This is a genomic window from Edwardsiella anguillarum ET080813 (genome assembly GCF_000264765.2).
GTDB lineage: Bacteria > Pseudomonadota > Gammaproteobacteria > Enterobacterales > Enterobacteriaceae > Edwardsiella > Edwardsiella anguillarum.
On sequence record NZ_CP006664.1, the window covers coordinates 976,830 to 999,403 of the forward strand.

Consider the following 22,574-nt stretch of genomic DNA (forward strand, 5'->3'; position numbering starts at 1 on the left):
TTTAAACCTCATCCACAGAGTGACCGGCCAGAGCACGACGAATAGAGCTATCCATGCGCCGCGCGGCAAATTCTTGAGTTTGTGCATCCAGCGCCTTGATCGCCGCCTCGATCGCCGCCGTATCATTACCGGCGGCGGCGGCCTGCAGCGCCGTCTGCGCCTGGCGGATTGCCGCCAGCTCCTGCTCGCCCAGCAGAGCACTGTCCTGCTGCAGCGCGCCGTGCAGGCTTTCCAGCACCCGCGCGGCCTCTACTTTTTGTTCCGCCAGCATACGCGCGCTGAGATCGCCCTCGGCGTTCGCCATGGAGTCCTTCAGCATGCCGACGATTTCGTCTTCGCTCAGCCCGTAGGAGGGCTTCACCTGGATCGCCGCCTGCGCCCCGGTAGACTTCTCCATCGCGGTCACGCTGAGCAGCCCGTCGGCATCCACCTGGAAGGTGACGCGAATATGGGCGCCGCCCGCCGGCAGCGGCGGAATGCCGCGCAGGGTAAAACGCGCTAGTGAACGATTATCCTGGGCCAGCTCACGCTCGCCCTGCAGCACATGGATCATCATCGCCGTCTGGCCATCTTTAAAGGTGGTAAACTCCTGCGCCCGAGCCACCGGGATGGTGGTATTGCGCGGGATCACCTTCTCGACCAGCCCACCCATGGTCTCCAGCCCCAGTGAGAGCGGGATCACATCCAGCAGCAACATATCGGCATCCGGTTTATTGCCGACCAGAATATCGGCCTGGATAGCCGCACCGATCGCCACCACGCGGTCGGGATCGATCGCGGTCAGCGGCGGACGGCCAAAGAAGTCGCCCACCAGCGTCCGCACCAGCGGTACCCGGGTTGAGCCACCAACCATCACCACCTCCAGCACCTCGTCGCGGGTAACACCGGCATCTTTTAGCGTCCGGCGACAGGCCAGCAGTGTGCGCTTAACCAGCGGCGCGATCAGCGCATCCAGCTGATCCCGGCTCACCTCACCCTGCCAGTCGCCGACGCACACCGTCGTCTCTTGCTGGGCGCTCAGGGCGATTTTTGCCGCGACGGCCGCATCCAGGAAGCGGCGCGCCAGCCCGGCATCGCTACGGTCGTGCAGACCGGCCTGCTCACGCAGCCAGTCGGCCAGCAGGTGGTCAAAGTCATCGCCGCCCAGCGCGGAGTCGCCGCCGGTGGCCAAGACCTCAAACACCCCGCGGCTAAGGCGCAGAATCGAGATATCAAAGGTGCCGCCGCCGAGATCGTAAACCGCGATCACCCCCTCCTGGGCGGAGTCCAGACCGTAGGCGATGGCGGCCGCGGTCGGCTCATTGAGCAGGCGCAGCACGTGCAGACCAGCCAGACGCGCGGCGTCTTTCGTCCCCTGGCGCTGCGCATCATCGAAGTAGGCTGGCACGGTGATCACCACCCCGTCCAGCTCGCCGCCCAGGGCCGCCTGCGCGCGCGCAGAGAGTGCGGCGAGGATGTCGGCGGACACCTGGATCGGGTTGACGCTGCCCGCCGCCGTCGCCAGCTGCGGCATACCGCTCTCGCTGGCGTGCATCTGATAGGGTAAATGCGGGTAACGCGCCTGAACGTCGGCCAGCGAACGCCCCATCATGCGTTTAATCGAGCCCACGGTATTGAGCGGATCGTCGGCGGCCTGCTCACGGGCCTCAGCGCCGACGATATGCCCGCCAGCCTGGTAGCGCACTACCGACGGCAGCAGATGGCGACCCAGCTCATCGGCCAGCGTTTCGGCCTGGCCGCTGCGCACGGTCGCCACCAGAGAGTTGGTGGTGCCCAGATCGATACCCGCCGCCAGACGACGCTGATGCGGCGCGGCACTCAGTCCCGGCTCACTGATTTGTAATAACGCCATGTTCGCTTCCGTTACTCCATCAAAAAGGGTTACATCCCCAGCAGCCGCTCTTCCAGCTGTTCGGTCTGCTGCTGGAGCCTGTCTAGAAATCGTAGCTTGCGCACGCTGTCCGCCGCCTGGGTCCAGGCCTGACGATCCAGCTCACTCACCATCTGCGCGCTGCGGGCCTGCACCATTTTAGCGATCCCGTCGGCAAAGTTCATTAACGCCTCATCGGCGTCGGCGCGCTGCTCCAGCGCCTCCAGCTCCTCGCGCAGGGTCATCTGCTCCATCAGGAAAGCCGTATCGCGCAGGGTCTGCTGTTCATTATTGATGTCAAAACCGTGCAGCGAGAGCAGGTACTCGGCCCGCTTGAGAGGATGTTTGAGCGTCTGATAGGCGTCGTTGATGGTCGTCGCCTGCTGCATCGCCAGCAGACGATCGCGCTCGGGCGCGGTGGCGAAACGATCGGGGTGAAACTGACGCTGCAGGTCCTGAAAACGCACAGCGAGCAGGCTGCCGTCCACGTCATAGCGTGCCGGCAACCCGAAAAGCGTGAAGTAGTCCATGCCGTACTCTGATGCTGATACCGTGAAAGCGGCGTCGCCGACGTCGGCTGGTTAAGGAAAGGCGACGGCCGCCGGTGACGCGGGCGCGGGCGCGGGTTAAACGTTAAAGCTCTCGCCGCAGCCGCACTCATTCTTAACGTTCGGGTTGTTGAACTTAAAGCCTTCGTTCAGGCCCTCTTTAACGAAGTCCAGCTCGGTGCCGTCGAGGTACACCAGGCTCTTTCCGTCAACGATGACCTTCACCCCTTTATCCTCGAAAACCACATCGTCCTCGTTCAGGACATCGACAAACTCCAGCACATACGCCATGCCCGAACAGCCTGAGGTTTTTACCCCCAGACGCAGGCCCAATCCCTTACCGCGATTGGTTAAAAATGTCTGTACGCGCTTTGCAGCGGAGTCGCTCATGGTAATCGACATACAACAACCTCAGTCAAAAAATTCAGGGTGACGGCGACCAGAGAACCGGCCGCCGGAGCGCGGCGCTTATTCCGCGCTATGCTTGTTTTTATAATCGGCGATCGCCGCCTTGATGGCGTCTTCTGCCAGGATCGAGCAGTGGATCTTCACCGGCGGCAGCGCCAGCTCCTCGGCGATATCGGTATTCTTGATCTCCGCCGCCTGCTCCAGGGACTTGCCCTTGACCCACTCAGTGACCAGCGAGCTGGAGGCGATGGCAGAGCCACAGCCGTAGGTCTTGAAACGGGCGTCCTCAATGATACCCTCATTGTTGACTTTAATCTGCAACTTCATCACGTCGCCGCAGGCCGGTGCGCCAACCATACCGCTGCCGACGCTGGGATCGCTATTGTCAAAGGATCCGACGTTGCGCGGATTCTCGTAGTGATCGATCACTTTATCGCTATAAGCCATTTATCGATGCTCCTAAAAGGGTGTCCAGGGAATTAATGGGCTGACCATTCGATGGTGCTGATATCCACGCCCTGCTTATGCATTTCCCACAGCGGTGAGAGCTCGCGCAGACGGCCGATGGATTTACGCACCAGATCGATGGCGTAATCGACCTCTTCTTCCGTGGTAAAGCGCCCCAGAGAGAAGCGGATGGAGCTGTGCGCCAGCTCATCGTTCAGGCCCAGTGCGCGCAGCACATAGGAGGGCTCCAGACTGGCAGAGGTACAGGCAGACCCGGAAGAGACGGCCAGATCCTTCAGCGCCATGATCAGGGATTCCCCTTCAACAAAGTTAAAGCTGACGTTCAGGATGTTCGGCGCCCCCTGCTCCAGGGAGCCGTTCAGATACACCTCTTCGATATCCTTCAGCCCGTTCCACAGGCGATCGCGCAGGGCGCGCAGACGCGGAACTTCGGTCGGCATCACCTCTTTGGCGATACGGTAGGCCTCGCCCATCCCGACGATCTGGTGTACCGGCAGGGTCCCGGAACGCATACCGCGCTCATGGCCGCCGCCGTGCATCTGCGCTTCGATACGCACGCGCGGCTTGCGGCGAACGTACAGGGCACCAATGCCCTTCGGGCCATAGATTTTATGGCCGGAGAATGACATCAGATCGACCTTCAGTTTACTCAGATCAATCGGCAGTTTGCCCACGCTCTGGGTGGCATCCACGTGGAAAATAATGCCTCGCGCGCGGCACATCTCGCCGATGGTCTCAATATCCTGAATGATACCGATTTCGTTATTCACATGCATGATGGAGACCAGGATCGTGTCGTCACGCATCCCCGCTTCCAGGGCATTCAGGTCGATCAGCCCGTTGGGCTGCGGCGCCATATAGGTCACCTCAAAGCCTTCACGCTCCAGCTGACGGCAGGTATCCAGCACCGCTTTGTGCTCGGTCTTACAGGTAATGATGTGCTTGCCCTTCTTCTGATAGAAGTTGGCGGCGCCTTTGATGGCCAGGTTATCGGCCTCGGTCGCACCGGAGGTAAACACGATCTCGCGCGGATCGGCACCCACCAGCTCGGCGATGTTATTGCGCGCAACGTCTACCGCCTCTTCGGCTTGCCAGCCGAAGCGGTGGGAGCGGGAAGCTGGGTTACCGAATGTACCGTCCAGCGTCAGATACTGCATCATCTTCTCAGCCACGCGCGGATCGGCCGGCGTCGTTGCGGAGTAGTCCATATAAATCGGTAATTTCATTCTTTTGCTCCGTACATCACTTCCAAAAATGATTTGCCTACGGGTGATAATTCAACGCCGTGCCCGCGCTTAGGCGCGCAGGTTCACGTTAATCGTATCCTGACGCCCGGCCGCGACAACGCTGCGCCGTGCATCGATATCCTGTCGGTCAGCCACATCCATGACTTCCTGGTTATTGACCAGCTCCGCCAGCGAAATATTGTTTAGAAAGCCGCTGATACGCTCGCTGAGATCGCGCCACAGCGCGTGGGTCAAGCAGCGGGTTCCCCCCTGGCAGCCCTCTTTTCCCTGGCAGCGGGTTGCGTCCACCGACTCATCCACGGCGGTGATCACCGCGCCGATGGCAATCTCGCTGGCCTCTTTTCCTAGCAGGTAACCGCCGCCGGGACCGCGTACGCTGGCCACCAGACCATTCTTGCGCAGGCGAGAGAACAGTTGCTCCAGATAAGAGAGCGAGATCCCCTGGCGTTCTGAAATATCCGCCAGCGGTACCGGTCCTTCCTGGGAGTGAAGCGCCACATCGAGCATGGCTGTTACGGCATAGCGCCCTTTGGATGTCAGTCTCATGGCTAATAGTCCCTTTGGGAAAAAGAGTGAAACACGCGGTGTTGCTCAACGGTTTCATCCTCTCATTCCTGACTATTTCAGTCAACCATTTATCCTACTATTTTAGTCAAGTATTATGCCGTTGTCGACGCCGCCCCTCCGCGAGAAACGCGCGGCAATACCAGCCAGCGTCCACGCAAAAATACCCGTGTATTCTACTATGATATAGCCGCTGTCGCAGTTAACTTTCGTGCCGTTCTGCGTCGCACTTATCAATTGAGGCCAGTATACCGCGCAGGATATTCAGCTCCTGAGCCTCCGGGCGGGCGCGAGTGAACAGGCGGCGCAGACGGTTCATGACCTGACCCGGATTCTTCTCACGGATAAAACCGGTGTGGTGCAGCGTCTGCTCCAGATGGGCATAAAAGCGCTCCAGATCGTCCGCCAGCGGATAGGCCGCCTCCTCCACCGCCGGCGCCTTGGCCGCCTGGCGATCCAGATGCGCGACGCGGATTTCATAGCTGAGGATCTGCACCGCCATCGCCAGATTCAGCGAGGTGTACTCCGGATTAGCCGGGATCTGCACATGGTAATGGCACTTCTGCAGCTCATCGTTGGTCAACCCGACCCGCTCACGGCCAAATACGATGGCGACGGGCGCATGCTCCGACTCCATGGCGCTGCGCTGGCCGCATTCGCGCGGCTCCAGCATCGGCCACGGCAGCGAGCGCGAACGGGCGCTGGTGCCCACCACCAGGCTGCAGCCGGCGATCGCGTCATCGAAGCTGTCCACGATGGTCGCGTTGCCGATCACATCGCTGGCGCCGGCCGACAGGGCAATGGCCTGTGAGTCGGGGCGTACCAGCGGGTTCACCAGATACAGGTTGGTCAGTCCCATGGTCTTCATGGCGCGGGCGGTTGACCCCATGTTGCCGGTGTGGGAGGTTTCCACCAGCACGATGCGAATATTGTCCAGCATGCTTACTCATTACACGGTTGAATTGATTCTGCGATTTTACCATAAGGCGCTATTAATGGTTTCTATTGATTTATTTACCGCCGAGCAATTTCACAGCCAATTGATATAAAACACTATTTATTGTTATGGTCCACGGATATCAAAACGGCATGGTTGTTTGCCGCGCACTTTGCTATACTCTGCGCCGTCTAAATTTCCCGTTCTTTAACATCTAGTGGAAGATTCCCATGCATCCGATGCTGAACATCGCCGTGCGCGCCGCGCGCAAGGCCGGTAACCTGATTGCCAAAAGTTACGAAACGCCCGACTCAGTAGAAGCCAGCCAGAAAGGCAGCAATGATTTTGTGACCAACGTCGATCGCGATGCTGAACACCTGATCATCGAGACCATCCGCAAGTCTTACCCCAAGCACACTATTATCAGCGAAGAGTGCGGTGAGCTGCTGGGTGAAGATCACGAGATCCAATGGGTAATCGATCCGCTGGATGGCACCACCAACTTCGTCAAGCGTCTGCCGCACTTTGCGGTGTCCATCGCCGTACGCATCAAGGGCCGCACCGAAGTCGCCGTCGTCTATGATCCGATGCGCAACGAGCTGTATACCGCCACCCGTGGTCAGGGCGCGCAGCTCAACGGCTACCGCCTGCGCACCGGCGTCGCCAAAGATCTGGATGGCACCATCCTGGCCACCGGCTTCCCGTTCAAGATGAAACATCACGCCGCCACCTACATCAAGATGGTCGATAAGCTGTTTACCCAGTGCGCCGACTTCCGCCGCACCGGCTCTGCCGCGCTGGATCTGGCCTACGTCGCCGCCGGCCGCGTGGACGGTTTCTTTGAAATCGGCCTGAAGCCGTGGGACTTCGCCGCCGGTGAGCTGCTGGTGCGCGAAGCGGGCGGTCTGGTTACCGACTTTATCGGTGGCCATGGCTACCTGGCCAGCGGTAACGTCGTCGCCGGTAACCCCCGCGTCGTCAAGTCGCTGCTGGGCGCCCTACGCGACGAGCTGAGCGATGCGCTGAAGCGCTAATCGCCCGCCCGAATGGGCACCAAATTCGTCTTTTTCAACGCCCTGCCGGAGCCCCCGCGCAGGGCGTTTTGCTTTTTTGCGCTCGCCGCCGCACGGAAACCCCGCGTGGACGCCCCACCGAGGTCGTCGGGCTTTGCTATGCTTAGACGATGCCCCAGCGTCCGCCTCGCGGGGCGTACCCTATGCCGGTTTCGTCGCTCTTCGCCCGGGGGGAAACACACATGCAGAACGATGTCCCGCTGCCGCCGCCGCACTCCCGCGCTGAGCGACACTGTAATCTGGCGCTGCGGCTGCTGCTGCCGACGACGCCGCTGACGATGGCGCGCCTGTGTAAGCTGCAGCAGCAAACACCCTATGAGGCCGAGCGAGATCTGAGTCACCTGGTCAGCGACATCATGCGCTATCACGCCCTGCATATCAGCTTCCACCCGCGCCATGGCTATCGCCTGCACGGCCCGGCCTATGAGTGGCGGCTGTGCCTGCTGCACTGGCTACAGCGTACGCTGCGCTACTTCCCGGCCAACGTGGAGCTCCTGCTATCTCCTGCCCTGCACCCAGCCTTTTCTCGACAGACGCTCTACGAACGCCTGCAGCAACGCGCCCCGATCCTGGAATCCCCAACTATCCCGGCATCCGCGGCCTTTACGCCGCGCCAGCGCCAGCTGATCGGCTGCATGATGCTATACGCCGCCGCACAGGGCCACGGCGGTCGATCGGATTCACTGATGCCCTGCTGGCTGCTGCCCTACCGCCGCCGCTGGCTGGAGCAGAAAGAGGAGTATGCCGTTGCCGAGGCGCTATGCCGCATCTACATCGGCGACGCGCCGGCGGACGTTCTGGAACAGGAACGGCTATTCGCGACGCTGCTGTTAACCCTGCTCAAGAATCATAGCCACAGCCCGCGGGACAATGCGCAGGACCGAGCCCTCATGCACGAGATTGAGCGCTGCGTCGACTGCGTCGAGCGCGACAGCGATGTGCGACTCTCCCAGCGCGAAAGGCTGTGCGCCCGCCTGTTCGCCCACCTCGGTGCCGCCGTTGAGCGCGCGCTGTTCGACATCCGTATCGGCACACCGCTGGCGGCGGAGCTGGCGTCTCACCATCCCGCATTACTGGCGCTCACCCGCCGAGCCATCGCCGGGCTGGAGCGACACTACCGTATCCGCTTCTCCCCCGAGGAACTGAGCCTGATCGCCGTCAGTATCGGCGCCTGGCTGATGCAGGCCGGCCGACTACAGGAGCCACCGGCGTAAAAAAGCCCGCACGCGGCGGGCTCGGCAGGGCTGGTAGTCGGTCAGGCATAGACCGGCAGGCGTTCACAGAGAGCCAGCACCTTCTGTTTAGTGCAGGCGATCGTGGCCTCATCATGGATGTTGTCCAGTACGTCGCACATCCATCCCGCCAGCTCGCGGGACTCCGCCTCGTTAAAGCCACGGCGCGTGATGGCCGGGGTGCCGACGCGGATGCCGGAGGTCACGAACGGGCTCTGCGGATCGTTGGGCACGCTGTTTTTATTCACCGTAATATTGGCGCGCCCCAGCGCGGCGTCGGCCTCTTTGCCGGTGATCTGCTTGTCGACCAGATCCAGCAGGAACAGATGGTTTTCCGTGCCGCCGGACACCACCTTATAGCCGCGCTGCAGGAAGACGTCGACCATCGCCTTGGCATTCTTAGCCACCTGCTGCTGGTAACGGGTAAACTCGGGCTCCATCGCCTCTTTCAGCGCGACCGCCTTGGCGGCGATCACGTGCATCAGCGGCCCGCCCTGCGCCCCCGGGAACACGGCAGAGTTCAGCTTTTTATACAGCGCCTCATCCAACCCCTTGGCCAGGATCAGGCCGCCGCGCGGACCGGCTAGGGTCTTATGGGTGGTGGTGGTCACGACGTGAGCATGGGGAACCGGATTGGGGTAAACCCCGGCGGCGACCAGACCCGCCACGTGCGCCATATCCACAAACAGGTAGGCGCCGATGCTATCGGCGATCTCGCGCATACGCGCCCAGTCCACGACGCCGGAATAGGCCGAGAAACCGCCGATGATCATCTTCGGACGGTGCTGCTGCGCCTGCGCCGCCAGATCGTCATAGTCGATACGGCCATGCGCGTCGATGCCGTAAGGCACCACGTTATACAGCTTACCGGAAAAGTTAACCGGAGAGCCGTGCGTCAGATGGCCGCCGTGCGCCAGGTTCATGCCCAGTACCGTATCGCCCGGCTGCAGCAGCGCGGTATAAACGGCGAAATTGGCCTGAGAGCCAGAGTGGGGCTGCACGTTAGCGTAGTCGGCGCCAAACAGCGCCTTGGCGCGATCGATCGCCAGCTGCTCGACCTGATCCACATACTGGCAGCCGCCGTAGTAGCGCTTGCCCGGATAGCCTTCGGCATATTTATTGGTCAGCTGGGAGCCCTGCGCCTGCATAACCCGCGGGCTGGTGTAGTTTTCCGAGGCAATCAGCTCAATATGCTGCTCCTGACGCGTCACTTCCTGCTGCATTGCCTGCCACAGCTCGGCATCGTAATCGGCAATGTTCATCTCACGCTTTAACATCCGCTTCTCCTGACTCAGCTAACCGGTTTTGAGTAAATCTGGCCCTCACAGCCAATACATCTCCACCCCAACGGGCAATCGTCACAGTGTAATATGTTTTTAGCTTGTTACAAACACCTTGCCCCATCTTTTGCGCAATCGTTTGGCACTCCGTGGCGCAAGGCCTCGGCCAGATAGACACCTTGTTGCATTTTTGTGCGCGCAGCGATAGGCGTGCATAAAAAAACACCATTACCGTAACGCCAATGAGGCCCATCGGCAATTATTGATTTACAGCGTCGCCTAAAAGCTTTAAGTTGCATTTAAAATGCAACTTAATTGACAACGCCCAGGAGCGCCCATGCTGGACACACAAACCATCGCTATCATCAAATCCACCCTGCCGCTGCTGCAGCAGTATGGCCCGGGACTGACCGCCCATTTCTACCAACGCATGTTTCACCATCATCCAGAGCTGAAGCCTCTCTTCAATATGAGCCACCAGCGCAGCGGCGATCAGCGCGAGGCGCTGTTTAACGCCATCTGCGCCTATACCGCCCACATTGATACCCCCGCCGCGCTGGCCGGCGCGGTGGAGCGTATCGCTCACCGGCACGTCAGCGTCGGTATTCAGCCGCAGCAGTACGCCATCGTTGGCCATCATCTGCTCAAAACGCTGGAGGAGCTGTTCAACCCCGGCAGCGATGTGCTAAACGCCTGGGGAAAGGCCTACGACGCGCTGGCGCAGCTGTTTATTGCGCGGGAGGCCCGGCTGTATCAGGGACACGTCGGACAGCCCGGCGGCTGGGCGCATCAGCGAGCGTTTACGATCGCCGAAAAACGGGCGGAGAGCGACCTGATCACCAGCTTTACGCTGGTGCCACAGGATGGCGCGCCGATCGCCAGCTTCCTCCCGGGGCAGTATCTGGGCGTATATGTGCGCCATCCCAGCCTCCCGCGCCAGGCGATCCGTCAGTATTCACTGACCCATGCCCCCAACGGTCAGCATTACCGTATCGCCGTCAAACGGGAGCCTCAGGGCGCCGTCTCCCGCTACCTGCACGACGTCGCCGGCGCGGGCGATACGCTGCACCTCTCAGCTCCCTGCGGCGGGTTTACCTTAGAAACGACACCAGAGACGCCGCTGGCGCTAATCTCGGCAGGCGTCGGTGTGACCCCGCTGCTCAGCATGCTGGATACCCTGAGCCGCCGTGGACAGCGCGCCCCGCTGTACTGGCTGCACGCCGCCGACAGCGACCCCGTACGCGCCTTTGGCGAGGAGAGCGAGCGCCTGCTGGCCACGGTTCCCCTGCATCACGCGCATCTGTGGCTACGCCGCGGCGAACCCGCGCAGCCGGTCCACGCCCGCTGGCATCGCGGTACGATGGATCTCGGCGCCGTGGGCGATGGGCTGCGCGATCCGCGCATGCAGTTCTATTTCTGTGGACCGATTGGCTTTATGCAGCACGTGGCGCGGCAGCTGCTGGCGCAGGGCGTCGATGCGGAACGGCTGCACTATGAGTGCTTCGGCCCACACAAAATTCTGTGATCCCGCCGGCCCGGCCATCCTCGCGCCGGAAACGCCGGCGCTGCCGCCCGCGGCGACTGATCGATGAGGGATAAAACGAAAAACCCCGGTTCATTTCTGAACCGGGGCTTGGAATGTTGGCGGAACGGACGGGACTCGAACCCGCGACCCCCTGCGTGACAGGCAGGTATTCTAACCAACTGAACTACCGCTCCGCGTTGTTCCCGCTGGGGGAACGAGGCGCATATTACGGTCAGCGCCCGGCGGCGTCAACCCTTTTTCACCGCAAAACCATCATTCGCACATATTTTATACTTTGCGATGATTTTCCAGCAAATTTTCTCGTTTAGCTACGCCACAGACAGCTGCCGCCCTTTTTCTGGACCAGATCCAGGCGCTGTTCATGGGCCGCCAGCTCCGCCTCGCTGGCGTACACGATCCGTAGCCCTTTAGCGCCGCGTACCACCCGGCGAATTTCCGACGCCTGCGACTGAGAGGCGCCGTCGCCGTCGCTGGAAAACGCCAGCGATGTCTGGCCACCGGTCATGATAAGGTAAACGTCGGCCAGGATCTGGGCATCCAGCAGCGCCCCGTGCAGCGTACGTTTGCTGTTGTCTATCTCATAGCGGTTGCACAGCGCATCCAGGCTGTTCCTTTTGCCCGGAAACAGGCGACGCGCCATCACCAGGCTATCGGTGATAGTGCAGAATGTCTCCGTCTTCGGCAGATCGCGCCCCAGCTTGGCAAACTCATAGTCCATAAAGCCGATATCGAACGGCGCGTTATGGATCACCAGCTCCGCGCCGCGGATAAACGCCAGAAACTCGTCGGCAACCTCGGCAAAGCTGGGCTTATCCAGCAAAAAGTCATCGCTGATGCCGTGCACCGTAAACGCCTCGGGATCCACCAGGCGATCCGGCTTCAGGTAAACGTGAAAATTACGGCCGGTCAGGCGACGATTAACCACTTCAACGGCGCCGATTTCAATGATGCGATGCCCCTCATAGTGGGCACCCACCTGGTTCATACCGGTGGTTTCCGTATCGAGGACGATTTGGCGGGCGATAGGGGTAGTCATTTTACTGTGCTCATCGTGTCACTTTATGTCAGACTCACGGTTTTGATCAGGGAGTAGTCTACCAGAGATGTTAAAGCAGGTTGAGATTTTCACCGATGGCTCCTGCCTGGGTAACCCGGGTCCGGGTGGCTATGGCGCCATTCTACGCTACCGTCAGCATGAAAAGGCGCTCAGCGCCGGCTATCGGCTAACCACCAACAACCGCATGGAGCTGATGGCGGCCATCGTCGCCCTGGAGACGCTGACCAGCGCCTGTCAGGTCACACTGTTCAGCGATAGCCAGTATGTCCGTCAGGGCATCACCCAGTGGATCCACGGCTGGAAACGACGCGGCTGGAAAACGGCGGATAAAAAACCGGTGAAAAACGTCGATCTGTGGCAGCGGCTGGATCAGGCCATCGGCCCGCATCAGGTGGAGTGGATATGGGTCAAAGGCCACGCCGGCCACCCGGAGAACGAACGCTGCGATGAGCTGGCACGCAGCGCCGCCGGGGCACCGACCCGGGAGGACAGCGGCTACAATCCCGAGTAGCCGCGTCACCGGCGGTGCCACTAAGCCGGTCGCCGCAGGATCTTCGCCGCGCCGCCAAGCGCGCGGCGGATCCCGTGATGCGCCCGTAGGACGCGCTGCGGCGTCAAGGTCAACGGAACGGTGCGCTTCCGCGCCACGATCAGCATCAGACACCCCATCGCCGGAAAGTGGCGACTCAGCAGAGAAACACAGGGCTGATGCCAGGGCAGCACCTGAAAACGTGACGCCGCCAGCACCTCGTAGTTCAGCAGATTCAGCCAGTCGATGAGGCGTCCCATACTGAACATACGGCTGTTATAGGGCACCCGGCGGCACAATCCGGGCACCAGCTTCCCCATCCCCAGCAGGCTCAGCGGACTAAAGGCGCTGATGATAAGCCAACCGTCATCTACCAGTACCCGATCGACCTCGCGCAGCACCCGGTGCGGATCGCGGGAGTAGCCCAAGGTGTGGGCCAGCAGGCAAGCATCCACCGACTTCGCGGCGAACGGCAGATGCGTGAGATCGGCAATCACCTGTAAATGCTCTCCCTCCGGCGCCACACTCACCTGATGTGATATGGTACAGCGGTCCGTTGCCAGATCGGTGCTCAGCGCCCCCAGCTTCAGCAAATGGTAGCCAAACAGCTTGGGCCACCACGGCGTTAAACGCAGCTCCAGCGCGGCCCGGTAGTGCATTCCCCACGGGATTTGCCGCCAGGTAAAAGGCGCGTTCAGCGTACGCTTGCTCAGTGCCGGTTTCATCGTCACCTCTGACTTTGGAGTAGATAACATCATGGATCTTATCGGTCTTCCTGTCCTACAGGATAACTACATCTGGCTGCTAATCAATCCGCAGCATCAATGTCTGATCGTCGATCCCGGCGTCGCCGCGCCGGTTTTACACTATTTGACAGAGAATAGGATAACCCCTAAAGCCATCCTGCTGACGCATCATCATAATGACCACGTTGGCGGCGTTGCAGAGCTCGTCCAAGCCTACCCTGAAATGCCGGTTTACGGCCCGGCAGAAACGCAGGGGCTGGGGTGTACCCAGATCGTGGCCGACGGCGATACGTTCTCCCTGCTAGAGTGCCAGATTTCGGTCATGGCCCTGCCGGGACATACGCTGGGCCATGTGGCCTACTACAGCGCCCCTTACCTGTTTTGCGGCGATACGCTATTTTCCGCCGGCTGCGGCCGCCTGTTTGAGGGCAGTGCGCAGCAAATGTTTGACTCGCTACAGCGCATTATGCAACTTCCTGATAACACGCTGGTGTGCTGCGCTCACGAATATACCGAGTCAAATCTGCAATTTGCACGGCATGTCTTACCCCAAAACAGGGCAATAGAAACATATCAGCAACACGTAGCGACGTTGCGGGCAAAACAGCAACCTACGGTGCCTTCAACGCTACGGATTGAGAGGGAAATAAATCCATTCTTACGCTGTTATGATGATGATTTGCAAAGGAATGTAGGTTTTCCTACGCAACCTAATGAGATTTGGCGAGTTTTTGCCTGTCTACGCGACATGAAAGACAGCTTTTAAAGCTTTTTCTTGTGTTGTGCGGCCAAGCAACGTATTATTGCTCGTCTTTTAATCACCAGTGACACACACATGAAGGCTAAAGCGATTATCTTCGCCTCCGTGTTGTTGGCTGGCTGTCATGGGGCCTCCCAATCACAGCCGGAGCAATATGCACAGAGTTTGTCTTCTGTCAGTCGAAGTGAAGCAGGACAGCCCTCGGACGCACGAGCGACCTCCGCGCGATGGTTAAGCGACAGCAATACCCTCGCGCAGGATGACTTATGGGGCTTCATTAGTGACGACATGAAGATAAAGGTTCCGGACAATGCCCGGATCCGCGAGCAACGAAACAAGTATTTACGCAATAAGAGCTATCTCCACGATGTAACATTACGGGCAGAGCCGTACATGTACTGGATTGTCGAGCAGATTAAGAAACGTAATATGCCGATGGAACTGGTACTGCTACCCATAGTGGAGAGCGCTTTTAATCCGCATGCAACATCATCGGCCAACGCCGCAGGGCTATGGCAGATCGTGCCTCAAACGGGTCGTAACTACGGATTGAAACAGAACCAGTGGTATGACGGACGCCGGGATATCGCCGCCTCGACAACGGCTGCGCTGGATATGATGCAGCGCATGAACAAGATGTTCGACGGTGACTGGCTGCTGACTCTGGCTGCATTCAACAGCGGCGAAGGGCGTGTCATGCAGGCGATCAAGGCCAACAAGCGCAAAGGGCGTCCGACCGACTATTGGTCTCTCTCCCTACCGCGTGAGACGGCGCTGTACGTGCCGAAGGTGCTGGCGCTGAGCGATATCATTAAGCATAACCAGCGCTACGGTATCAAGCTGCCTAAGTCGAGCCAGGAGCGGGCGCTAGCGCGCGTTGACGTCGGTCAGCAGATGCAGCTCAGTCAGGCTGCCGAGATGGCCGGGATGTCGCTGACTAAGCTGAAGTCGTTCAACCCAGGCTATAAGCGCAACGTTACCGCGCCGAGCGGTCACGGTCCGCGCTATATCATGGTGCCTCAGGCTCACGTTGATCGGCTGAAGGATTCGTTGGCAGAACGTGAAATTGCCGCGATCCAGCCGGATACCGAGCTGGCGAACAATCGCAGCGCGTCAACCTACCGGGTGCGCAGCGGCGATACGGTGTCTGGCATCGCCCGTCGCCTAAACATGACGCAGAAAACGCTGCTGAGCATGAATAATATGGGCAGCCGCAGTACCCTGAAGGCCGGGCAGACGCTGAAGGTCGCCACGGACGCGAAAGGCACTGCGCTGGCGGACAATACCATCACCTATAAGGTGCGGAAAGGGGACTCACTCTCCAGTATTGCACGCCGCCACGGCGTCGACATCGATGATGTCATGCGCTGGAACAGCAAAGTGAACAACCCGGGTCAGATCCAGCCGGGCGATCTGCTCACCCTGTACGTGAGGGATAAGCAGGACGGCAACAGCTGACGCCACTAACGGCAATAAAAAAGCGCCTTTTCGGCGCTTTTTTATTGCACGGTATGGAGGTCCATCACTCGGGACGAAACTCAACCAGCAGCGGATTATGATCTGAGGCCTGAGTCACCAGTACCGATGCCTCCACAACGCCTAAACCACGATAAAAAACAAAGTCTAAAGGACGCCCAAAGGCCGTACGGCGATGATCGTTCGTGAAGTGGACCTCACGTAGCTCCATACCGCTGGCAAAGCGCCTCAGGGCATTCAGACGGCGATTACTCCAGGCATTGAAATCCCCCGCCATGATCACCGGCCCCTTATGCAGGGCAATCTGCTCCCCTATCGGATCCAGCTGCTTGCTGTAGACCTCAACGCCTAGGCTAAAGTTGACCGCATGAATATTCACCACCATCAGCAGGCGCCCGTCAAACAGCGGATATACCGTCACCAGCGCTGATTTCGCCAGACGGATCAGCGGCTCCTTCTCCCGCAGCGGACAGCAGTAGATCGGGTGTGCCGCGGCCAGGGTCATCACGCCGGAGGGATGTTGGGGCAGCGAGAAAGCCGGCACCTGATCGGCCGTCAGATAGTGACTGGTGGCAAAGCGCACCAGCTCAGGGGTGGTTTGCGCCTCCTGCAGTAGCACCAGCTGTGAACGACGCCCATACTCTTTCAGCACCGACAGCCAATCAGCGCGCTGCTGCTTGAAAATATTCCAGACCATGATCCGCAGGGCATCATCCGTCGGTAGCGCCTGGGTCATCGCCGGCTGGCTCAGCGCGTCGGTGGCTCCGGGAAAAATACGCGTCGCCGGCATGCCCGCCGTATAGCGCATGGCAAAGTTCTTTTTGCGCACGTTTACCGCCTGTTGCTCAGAATACATCGTAGAAAAGACGCGGGAGTGCGCATTCCACGCTATGTCCTCGAGTCTACTCCTCTGTTATAGGGATGCACAGCGTGAATTACAACCGCCGGGCGCCCAGCTCCGGTGATATCGGCAAAGTGTAAGCCTGAAAGGACACGCCAGGCGGGGTAGAAGAGTCCAGCGAAAAATGGGAATGGGAAAACAAAAAGGCCTGCTGAACCAGCAGGCCTTTAAAATAAGTGGCGGAACGGACGGGACTCGAACCCGCGACCCCCTGCGTGACAGGCAGGTATTCTAACCAACTGAACTACCGCTCCACCGAATTTTGTCTCTTGGCACACTCTCCACCTACAGAGTTCGGCCTCCGTCGGCGGGTACTAAAAAGGCCTACTGAACCAGCAGGCCTTTTGAATAAGTGGCGGAACGGACGGGACTCGAACCCGCGACCCCCTGCGTGACAGGCAGGTATTCTAACCAACTGAACTACCGCTCCACCGAATTTTGTATCACACCCGTTTCCGGGGTACTGCTAAATTGGGTGCCTGGCAGTTCCCTACTCTCGCATGGGGAGACCCCACACTACCATCGGCGCTACGGCGTTTCACTTCTGAGTTCGGCATGGGGTCAGGTGGGACCACCGCGCTATCGCCGCCAGGCAAATTCTGTTTCACCAACCGCCATCACTGGCCATCGGTTCCAATCTTGAACAAGCTAAATTCGTCTCTCTAAAAACACCTTCGGTGTTGTAAGGTTAAGTCTCACGGATCATTAGTACTGGTTAGCTCAACGTATCACTACGCTTACACACCCAGCCTATCAACGTCTTAGTCTTAAACGTTCCTTCAGTGGGCTCAAGGCCCAAGGGAAGACTCATCTCGAGGCAAGTTTCGCGCTTAGATGCTTTCAGCGCTTATCTTTTCCGCACGTAGCTACCGGGCAATGCAATTGGCATCACAACCCGAACACCAGCGGTGCGTCCACTCCGGTCCTCTCGTACTAGGAGCAGCCCCTCTCAATCTTCCAACGCCCACGGCAGATAGGGACCGAACTGTCTCACGACGTTCTAAACCCAGCTCGCGTACCACTTTAAATGGCGAACAGCCATACCCTTGGGACCTACTTCAGCCCCAGGATGTGATGAGCCGACATCGAGGTGCCAAACACCGCCGTCGATATGAACTCTTGGGCGGTATCAGCCTGTTATCCCCGGAGTACCTTTTATCCGTTGAGCGATGGCCCTTCCATTCAGAACCACCGGATCACTAAGACCTGCTTTCGCACCTGCTCGAGCCGTCACTCTCGCAGTCAAGCTAGCTTATGCCTTTGCACTAACCTCCTGATGTCCGACCAGGATTAGCTAACCTTCGTGCTCCTCCGTTACTCTTTGGGAGGAGACCGCCCCAGTCAAACTACCCACCAGACACTGTCCCTACCCCGGATCACGGGGCCAGGTTAGAACATCAAACATTAAAGGGTGGTATTTCAAGGTCGGCTCCATGCAGACTGGCGTCCACACTTCAAAGCCTCCCACCTATCCTACACATCAAGGTTCAATGTTCAGTGTCAAGCTATAGTAAAGGTTCACGGGGTCTTTCCGTCTTGCCGCGGGTACACTGCATCTTCACAGCGAGTTCAATTTCACTGAGTCTCGGGTGGAGACAGCCTGGCCATCATTACGCCATTCGTGCAGGTCGGAACTTACCCGACAAGGAATTTCGCTACCTTAGGACCGTTATAGTTACGGCCGCCGTTTACTGGGGCTTCGATCAAGAGCTTCGCCTTGCGGCTGACCCCATCAATTAACCTTCCAGCACCGGGCAGGCGTCACACCCTATACGTCCACTTTCGTGTTTGCAGAGTGCTGTGTTTTTATTAAACAGTTGCAGCCAGCTGGTATCTTCGACTGGCTTCGGCTCCATCCGCGAGGGGCTTCACCTACATGCCAGCGTGCCTTCTCCCGAAGTTACGGCACCATTTTGCCTAGTTCCTTCACCCGAGTTCTCTCAAGCGCCTTGGTATTCTCTACCTGACCACCTGTGTCGGTTTGGGGTACGATTCAGTGTTATCTGGAGCTTAGAGGCTTTTCCTGGAAGCAGGGCATTAACCACTTCAGCACCGTAGTGCCTCGTCATCACGCCTCAGTGTTAAAGATGACCGGATTTGCCAGGTCATCACACCTACACGCTTAAACCGGGACAACCGTCGCCCGGCCGGTCTAGCCTTCTCCGTCCCCCCTTCGCAATAACACCAAGTACAGGAATATTTAACCTGTTTCCCATCGACTACGCCTTTTCGCCCTCGCCCTTAGGGGTCGACTTACCCTGCCCCGATTAACGTGGACAGGAACCCTTGGTCTTCCGGCGAGCGGGCTTTTTCACCCGCTTTATCGTTACTTATGTCAGCATTCGCACTTCTGATACCTCCAGCAGCCCTCACAGGCCACCTTCAACGGCTTACAGAACGCTCCCCTACCCAACAACGCCTAAGCGTCGCTGCCGCAGCTTCGGTGCATGGTTTAGCCCCGTTACATCTTCCGCGCAGGCCGACTCGACCAGTGAGCTATTACGCTTTCTTTAAATGATGGCTGCTTCTAAGCCAACATCCTGGCTGTCTATGCCTTCCCACATCGTTTCCCACTTAACCATGACTTTGGGACCTTAGCTGGCGGTCTGGGTTGTTTCCCTCTTCACGACGGACGTTAGCACCCGCCGTGTGTCTCCCGTGATAACATTCTTCGGTATTCGTAGTTTGCATCGGGTTGGTAAGTCGGGATGACCCCCTAGCCGAAACAGTGCTCTACCCCCGAAGATGAGTTCACGAGGCGCTACCTAAATAGCTTTCGGGGAGAACCAGCTATCTCCCGGTTTGATTGGCCTTTCACCCCCAGCCACAAGTCATCCGCTAATTTTTCAACATTAGTCGGTTCGGTCCTCCAGTTAGTGTTACCCAACCTTCAACCTGCCCATGGCTAGATCACCGGGTTTCGGGTCTATACCTTGCAACTAGACGCCCAGTTAAGACTCGGTTTCCCTACGGCTCCCCTATTCGGTTAACCTTGCTACAAAATATAAGTCGCTGACCCATTATACAAAAGGTACGCAGTCACACCCCGAAGGATGCTCCCACTGCTTGTACGTACACGGTTTCAGGTTCTATTTCACTCCCCTCGCCGGGGTTCTTTTCGCCTTTCCCTCACGGTACTGGTTCACTATCGGTCAGTCAGGAGTATTTAGCCTTGGAGGATGGTCCCCCCATATTCAGACAGGATAACACGTGTCCCGCCCTACTCATCGAACTCACAGCTGTGCACCTTCGTGTACGGGGCTATCACCCTGTATCGCGCGACTTTCCAGACGCTTCCACTAATGCACAAACTGATTCAGGTTCTGGGCTCTTCCCCGTTCGCTCGCCGCTACTGGGGGAATCTCGGTTGATTTCTTTTCCTCAGGGTACTTAGATGTTTCAGTTCCCCTGGTTCGCCTCGTTAAGCTATGTATTCACTTAACGATAGTGCAACGGATTGCACTGGGTTTCCCCATTCGGACATCGCCGGCTAATAATGCTTCATATCAGCTCACCGACGCTTATCGCAGATTAGCACGTCCTTCATCGCCTCTGACTGCCTAGGCATCCACCGTGTACGCTTAGTCACTTAACCTCACAACCCGAAGGTGTTTCACTTCGTGCTGTAAGCATTTGAGAGACTCTCGAATCACTTATTAAAAGCAATTCGATTGTTTTCGAATTTTCAGCTTGTTCCAGATTGTTAAAGAGCAAAATATTGCAAACATGACTCGTAAGTCCGTTTTGCAATACTGTTGGCACCGTCTTTCACCCGATACCGCAAATGGCGTCCCCTAGGGGATTCGAACCCCTGTTACCGCCGTGAAAGGGCGGTGTCCTAGGCCTCTAGACGAAGGGGACACAAGGGTCGGCTTCGCAGACGCGTTTGCTCGAACATCTATCAGACAATCTGTGTGAGCACTACACAATTTCGTATCTTCAGGTAAGGAGGTGATCCAACCGCAGGTTCCCCTACGGTTACCTTGTTACGACTTCACCCCAGTCATGAATCACAAAGTGGTAAGCGCCCTCCCGAAGGTTAAGCTACCTACTTCTTTTGCAACCCACTCCCATGGTGTGACGGGCGGTGTGTACAAGGCCCGGGAACGTATTCACCGTGGCATTCTGATCCACGATTACTAGCGATTCCGACTTCATGGAGTCGAGTTGCAGACTCCAATCCGGACTACGACGTACTTTATGAGGTCCGCTTGCTCTCGCGAGGTCGCTTCTCTTTGTATACGCCATTGTAGCACGTGTGTAGCCCTACTCGTAAGGGCCATGATGACTTGACGTCATCCCCACCTTCCTCCAGTTTATCACTGGCAGTCTCCTTTGAGTTCCCGGCCGAACCGCTGGCAACAAAGGATAAGGGTTGCGCTCGTTGCGGGACTTAACCCAACATTTCACAACACGAGCTGACGACAGCCATGCAGCACCTGTCTCAGCGTTCCCGAAGGCACTCCCGTATCTCTACAGGATTCGCTGGATGTCAAGAGTAGGTAAGGTTCTTCGCGTTGCATCGAATTAAACCACATGCTCCACCGCTTGTGCGGGCCCCCGTCAATTCATTTGAGTTTTAACCTTGCGGCCGTACTCCCCAGGCGGTCGATTTAACGCGTTAGCTTCGGAAGCCACGCCTCAAGGGCACAACCTCCAAATCGACATCGTTTACAGCGTGGACTACCAGGGTATCTAATCCTGTTTGCTCCCCACGCTTTCGCACCTGAGCGTCAGTCTTCGTCCAGGAGGCCGCCTTCGCCACCGGTATTCCTCCAGATCTCTACGCATTTCACCGCTACACCTGGAATTCTACCTCCCTCTACGAGACTCTAGCTTGCCAGTCTTGGATGCAGTTCCCAGGTTAAGCCCGGGGATTTCACATCCAACTTAACAAACCGCCTGCGTGCGCTTTACGCCCAGTAATTCCGATTAACGCTTGCACCCTCCGTATTACCGCGGCTGCTGGCACGGAGTTAGCCGGTGCTTCTTCTGTAGGTAACGTCAATTGTGAACGCTATTAACGTTCACACCTTCCTCCCTACTGAAAGTACTTTACAACCCGAAGGCCTTCTTCATACACGCGGCATGGCTGCATCAGGCTTGCGCCCATTGTGCAATATTCCCCACTGCTGCCTCCCGTAGGAGTCTGGACCGTGTCTCAGTTCCAGTGTGGCTGGTCATCCTCTCAGACCAGCTAGGGATCGTCGCCTAGGTGAGCCATTACCTCACCTACTAGCTAATCCCATCTGGGTTCATCTGATGGCATGAGGCCCGAAGGTCCCCCACTTTGGTCTTGCGACGTTATGCGGTATTAGCTACCGTTTCCAGTAGTTATCCCCCTCCATCAGGCAGATCCCCAGACATTACTCACCCGTCCGCCGCTCGTCAGCGGAGAAAGCAAGCTTTCTCCCTGCTACCGCTCGACTTGCATGTGTTAAGCCTGCCGCCAGCGTTCAATCTGAGCCATGATCAAACTCTTCAATTAAAAGCTTGATGCTCAAAGAAATTAAACTGTTTATTCGTAATGAATTAACTGCTGTCACTCTTCAAGACTTTAAATATTTTGGCATTCCGAGGAATGCTTAATACGAATCTTGCGAGTGCCCACACAGATTGTCTGATAATTTGTTAAAGAGCAGTGACTTAGCAAGTTTTCCTTACCAAGTCGAGGTGGCGTATATTACGCTTTCCTCGGTGAGAGTCAACGTTTAATTTACCGTTTCACTCTCACTCTCCCCGGCTCATCCTGTGATGTTGTTCACATGTGCCGTGTCGATGGAGGCGCATTATAGGGAGATTACGCCGCCTGACAAGCCCTAATTACAACTTTTTTATCATTCGACCATTTTCCATACAGAGTGCGTTATTTTCATACCTTTTCCAGCCTTCTCTCCACCAGAAAAGGTAAAAGAAAGGGCAGCCATCAGGC

General features: G+C 57.9%; 17 protein-coding genes, 4 tRNA genes and 3 rRNA genes. 6 read left to right on the forward strand and 18 right to left on the reverse strand.

The window, feature by feature from the left end; all coding sequences use genetic code 11:
• Position 1: 1 nt before the first annotated feature.
• The 7 genes from hscA to trmJ all read right to left on the reverse strand — a co-directional run bounded on the left by hscA (position 2) and on the right by trmJ (position 6,045).
• Positions 2 to 1,852, reverse strand: a complete 1,851-nt coding sequence (gene hscA / locus ETEE_RS04480; RefSeq protein ID WP_034165399.1) for a Fe-S protein assembly chaperone HscA — start codon at positions 1,850 to 1,852, stop codon at positions 2 to 4.
• Between the two features lie 29 nt (positions 1,853 to 1,881).
• Positions 1,882 to 2,400: a co-chaperone HscB gene (hscB, locus tag ETEE_RS04485; RefSeq protein ID WP_034165400.1), complete on the reverse strand. Its 519-nt coding sequence runs from the start codon at positions 2,398 to 2,400 to the stop codon at positions 1,882 to 1,884.
• A gap of 96 nt (positions 2,401 to 2,496) precedes the next feature.
• Positions 2,497 to 2,820: an iron-sulfur cluster assembly protein IscA gene (iscA, locus tag ETEE_RS04490; protein ID WP_005289574.1), complete on the reverse strand. Its 324-nt coding sequence runs from the start codon at positions 2,818 to 2,820 to the stop codon at positions 2,497 to 2,499.
• A gap of 66 nt (positions 2,821 to 2,886) precedes the next feature.
• A complete protein-coding gene (gene iscU, locus ETEE_RS04495) occupies positions 2,887 to 3,273 on the reverse strand; it encodes a Fe-S cluster assembly scaffold IscU (RefSeq protein ID WP_034165401.1) in 387 nt (128 codons plus the stop codon).
• A gap of 32 nt (positions 3,274 to 3,305) precedes the next feature.
• On the reverse strand, positions 3,306 to 4,520 hold the full coding sequence (locus ETEE_RS04500; protein WP_034165402.1) for an IscS subfamily cysteine desulfurase: 1,215 nt from the start codon (positions 4,518 to 4,520) through the stop codon (positions 3,306 to 3,308).
• 69 nt (positions 4,521 to 4,589) lie between these two features.
• Positions 4,590 to 5,087, reverse strand: a complete 498-nt coding sequence (iscR, locus tag ETEE_RS04505) for a Fe-S cluster assembly transcriptional regulator IscR (RefSeq protein ID WP_012849640.1) — start codon at positions 5,085 to 5,087, stop codon at positions 4,590 to 4,592.
• A gap of 220 nt (positions 5,088 to 5,307) precedes the next feature.
• Complete coding sequence (gene trmJ, locus ETEE_RS04510; protein WP_012849642.1) at positions 5,308 to 6,045, reverse strand: tRNA (cytosine(32)/uridine(32)-2'-O)-methyltransferase TrmJ; 738 nt, start codon at positions 6,043 to 6,045, stop codon at positions 5,308 to 5,310.
• A 227-nt stretch (positions 6,046 to 6,272) separates the two neighbouring features.
• On the opposite strand from trmJ, the gene suhB reads away from it, so the two are divergent.
• Both suhB and ETEE_RS04520 read left to right on the forward strand, forming a co-directional pair.
• Positions 6,273 to 7,076: an inositol-1-monophosphatase gene (gene suhB / locus ETEE_RS04515; protein WP_034165403.1), complete on the forward strand. Its 804-nt coding sequence runs from the start codon at positions 6,273 to 6,275 to the stop codon at positions 7,074 to 7,076.
• Positions 7,077 to 7,297: 221 nt separating this feature from the next.
• On the forward strand, positions 7,298 to 8,329 hold the full coding sequence (locus ETEE_RS04520; protein WP_034165404.1) for a PRD domain-containing protein: 1,032 nt from the start codon (positions 7,298 to 7,300) through the stop codon (positions 8,327 to 8,329).
• A gap of 41 nt (positions 8,330 to 8,370) precedes the next feature.
• Here the strand turns inward: ETEE_RS04520 and glyA are convergent, their stop codons facing one another.
• Positions 8,371 to 9,624 (reverse strand): serine hydroxymethyltransferase, encoded by a 1,254-nt coding sequence (gene glyA / locus ETEE_RS04525; protein ID WP_034165405.1) that lies wholly within the window; start codon positions 9,622 to 9,624, stop codon positions 8,371 to 8,373.
• Between the two features lie 340 nt (positions 9,625 to 9,964).
• On the opposite strand from glyA, the gene hmpA reads away from it, so the two are divergent.
• A complete protein-coding gene (gene hmpA / locus ETEE_RS04530; protein WP_034165406.1) occupies positions 9,965 to 11,152 on the forward strand; it encodes an NO-inducible flavohemoprotein in 1,188 nt (395 codons plus the stop codon).
• 117 nt (positions 11,153 to 11,269) lie between these two features.
• Here the strand turns inward: hmpA and ETEE_RS04535 are convergent.
• Positions 11,270 to 11,346 (reverse strand) — tRNA-Asp (locus ETEE_RS04535).
• 131 nt (positions 11,347 to 11,477) lie between these two features.
• Positions 11,478 to 12,209: a DNA polymerase III subunit epsilon gene (gene dnaQ / locus ETEE_RS04540; protein WP_034166000.1), complete on the reverse strand. Its 732-nt coding sequence runs from the start codon at positions 12,207 to 12,209 to the stop codon at positions 11,478 to 11,480.
• Between the two features lie 67 nt (positions 12,210 to 12,276).
• On the opposite strand from dnaQ, the gene rnhA reads away from it, so the two are divergent.
• The gene (rnhA, locus tag ETEE_RS04545) at positions 12,277 to 12,741 is read left to right on the forward strand and encodes a ribonuclease HI (RefSeq protein ID WP_034165999.1); all 465 of its coding nucleotides are present in this window, start codon (positions 12,277 to 12,279) and stop codon (positions 12,739 to 12,741) included.
• 20 nt (positions 12,742 to 12,761) lie between these two features.
• Here rnhA and ETEE_RS04550 read toward each other — a convergent pair whose 3' ends face one another.
• A complete protein-coding gene (locus ETEE_RS04550) occupies positions 12,762 to 13,484 on the reverse strand; it encodes a class I SAM-dependent methyltransferase (protein WP_034165998.1) in 723 nt (240 codons plus the stop codon).
• Positions 13,485 to 13,515: 31 nt separating this feature from the next.
• Here ETEE_RS04550 and gloB point away from each other — a divergent pair, with 31 nt between their 5' ends.
• Both gloB and mltD read left to right on the forward strand, forming a co-directional pair.
• On the forward strand, positions 13,516 to 14,271 hold the full coding sequence (gene gloB / locus ETEE_RS04555; protein ID WP_034166002.1) for a hydroxyacylglutathione hydrolase: 756 nt from the start codon (positions 13,516 to 13,518) through the stop codon (positions 14,269 to 14,271).
• A 69-nt stretch (positions 14,272 to 14,340) separates the two neighbouring features.
• Positions 14,341 to 15,723 carry a murein transglycosylase D gene (mltD, locus tag ETEE_RS04560; protein WP_034165997.1) on the forward strand — a complete coding sequence of 461 codons (1,383 nt, stop codon included), beginning with the start codon at positions 14,341 to 14,343 and terminating at the stop codon, positions 15,721 to 15,723.
• A 64-nt stretch (positions 15,724 to 15,787) separates the two neighbouring features.
• Here the strand turns inward: mltD and ETEE_RS04565 are convergent, their stop codons facing one another.
• From ETEE_RS04565 to ETEE_RS04595, 7 genes are all read right to left on the reverse strand, one after another.
• Complete coding sequence (locus ETEE_RS04565; protein WP_081854080.1) at positions 15,788 to 16,597, reverse strand: endonuclease/exonuclease/phosphatase family protein; 810 nt, start codon at positions 16,595 to 16,597, stop codon at positions 15,788 to 15,790.
• A gap of 222 nt (positions 16,598 to 16,819) precedes the next feature.
• Positions 16,820 to 16,896: transfer RNA gene (locus ETEE_RS04570), tRNA-Asp, on the reverse strand.
• Between the two features lie 99 nt (positions 16,897 to 16,995).
• Positions 16,996 to 17,072 (reverse strand) — tRNA-Asp (locus tag ETEE_RS04575).
• Positions 17,073 to 17,119: 47 nt separating this feature from the next.
• Positions 17,120 to 17,235 (reverse strand): 5S ribosomal RNA (gene rrf / locus ETEE_RS04580).
• Between the two features lie 91 nt (positions 17,236 to 17,326).
• Positions 17,327 to 20,237, reverse strand: a 23S ribosomal RNA gene (locus tag ETEE_RS04585).
• A gap of 190 nt (positions 20,238 to 20,427) precedes the next feature.
• Positions 20,428 to 20,503 (reverse strand) — tRNA-Glu (locus tag ETEE_RS04590).
• A gap of 83 nt (positions 20,504 to 20,586) precedes the next feature.
• Positions 20,587 to 22,130 (reverse strand): 16S ribosomal RNA (locus ETEE_RS04595).
• Together the 16S, 23S and 5S rRNA genes with 3 tRNA genes alongside form the textbook arrangement of a ribosomal RNA operon.
• Positions 22,131 to 22,574: the final 444 nt, after the last annotated feature.

Coding starts and splice junctions, on each gene's coding strand:
- ETEE_RS04520 (WP_034165404.1), top strand. CDS start 7,298: ATGCAGAACGATGTCCCGCTGCCGCCGCCGCACTCCCGCGCTGAGCGA.
- ETEE_RS04550 (WP_034165998.1), bottom strand. CDS start 13,484: ATGAAACCGGCACTGAGCAAGCGTACGCTGAACGCGCCTTTTACCTGG.
- glyA (WP_034165405.1), bottom strand. CDS start 9,624: ATGTTAAAGCGTGAGATGAACATTGCCGATTACGATGCCGAGCTGTGG.
- hscB (WP_034165400.1), bottom strand. CDS start 2,400: ATGGACTACTTCACGCTTTTCGGGTTGCCGGCACGCTATGACGTGGAC.
- iscU (WP_034165401.1), bottom strand. CDS start 3,273: ATGGCTTATAGCGATAAAGTGATCGATCACTACGAGAATCCGCGCAAC.
- gloB (WP_034166002.1), top strand. CDS start 13,516: ATGGATCTTATCGGTCTTCCTGTCCTACAGGATAACTACATCTGGCTG.
- ETEE_RS04500 (WP_034165402.1), bottom strand. CDS start 4,520: ATGAAATTACCGATTTATATGGACTACTCCGCAACGACGCCGGCCGAT.
- ETEE_RS04565 (WP_081854080.1), bottom strand. CDS start 16,597: ATGTATTCTGAGCAACAGGCGGTAAACGTGCGCAAAAAGAACTTTGCC.
- trmJ (WP_012849642.1), bottom strand. CDS start 6,045: ATGCTGGACAATATTCGCATCGTGCTGGTGGAAACCTCCCACACCGGC.
- iscR (WP_012849640.1), bottom strand. CDS start 5,087: ATGAGACTGACATCCAAAGGGCGCTATGCCGTAACAGCCATGCTCGAT.
- iscA (WP_005289574.1), bottom strand. CDS start 2,820: ATGTCGATTACCATGAGCGACTCCGCTGCAAAGCGCGTACAGACATTT.
- hmpA (WP_034165406.1), top strand. CDS start 9,965: ATGCTGGACACACAAACCATCGCTATCATCAAATCCACCCTGCCGCTG.
- mltD (WP_034165997.1), top strand. CDS start 14,341: ATGAAGGCTAAAGCGATTATCTTCGCCTCCGTGTTGTTGGCTGGCTGT.
- suhB (WP_034165403.1), top strand. CDS start 6,273: ATGCATCCGATGCTGAACATCGCCGTGCGCGCCGCGCGCAAGGCCGGT.
- rnhA (WP_034165999.1), top strand. CDS start 12,277: ATGTTAAAGCAGGTTGAGATTTTCACCGATGGCTCCTGCCTGGGTAAC.
- hscA (WP_034165399.1), bottom strand. CDS start 1,852: ATGGCGTTATTACAAATCAGTGAGCCGGGACTGAGTGCCGCGCCGCAT.
- dnaQ (WP_034166000.1), bottom strand. CDS start 12,209: ATGACTACCCCTATCGCCCGCCAAATCGTCCTCGATACGGAAACCACC.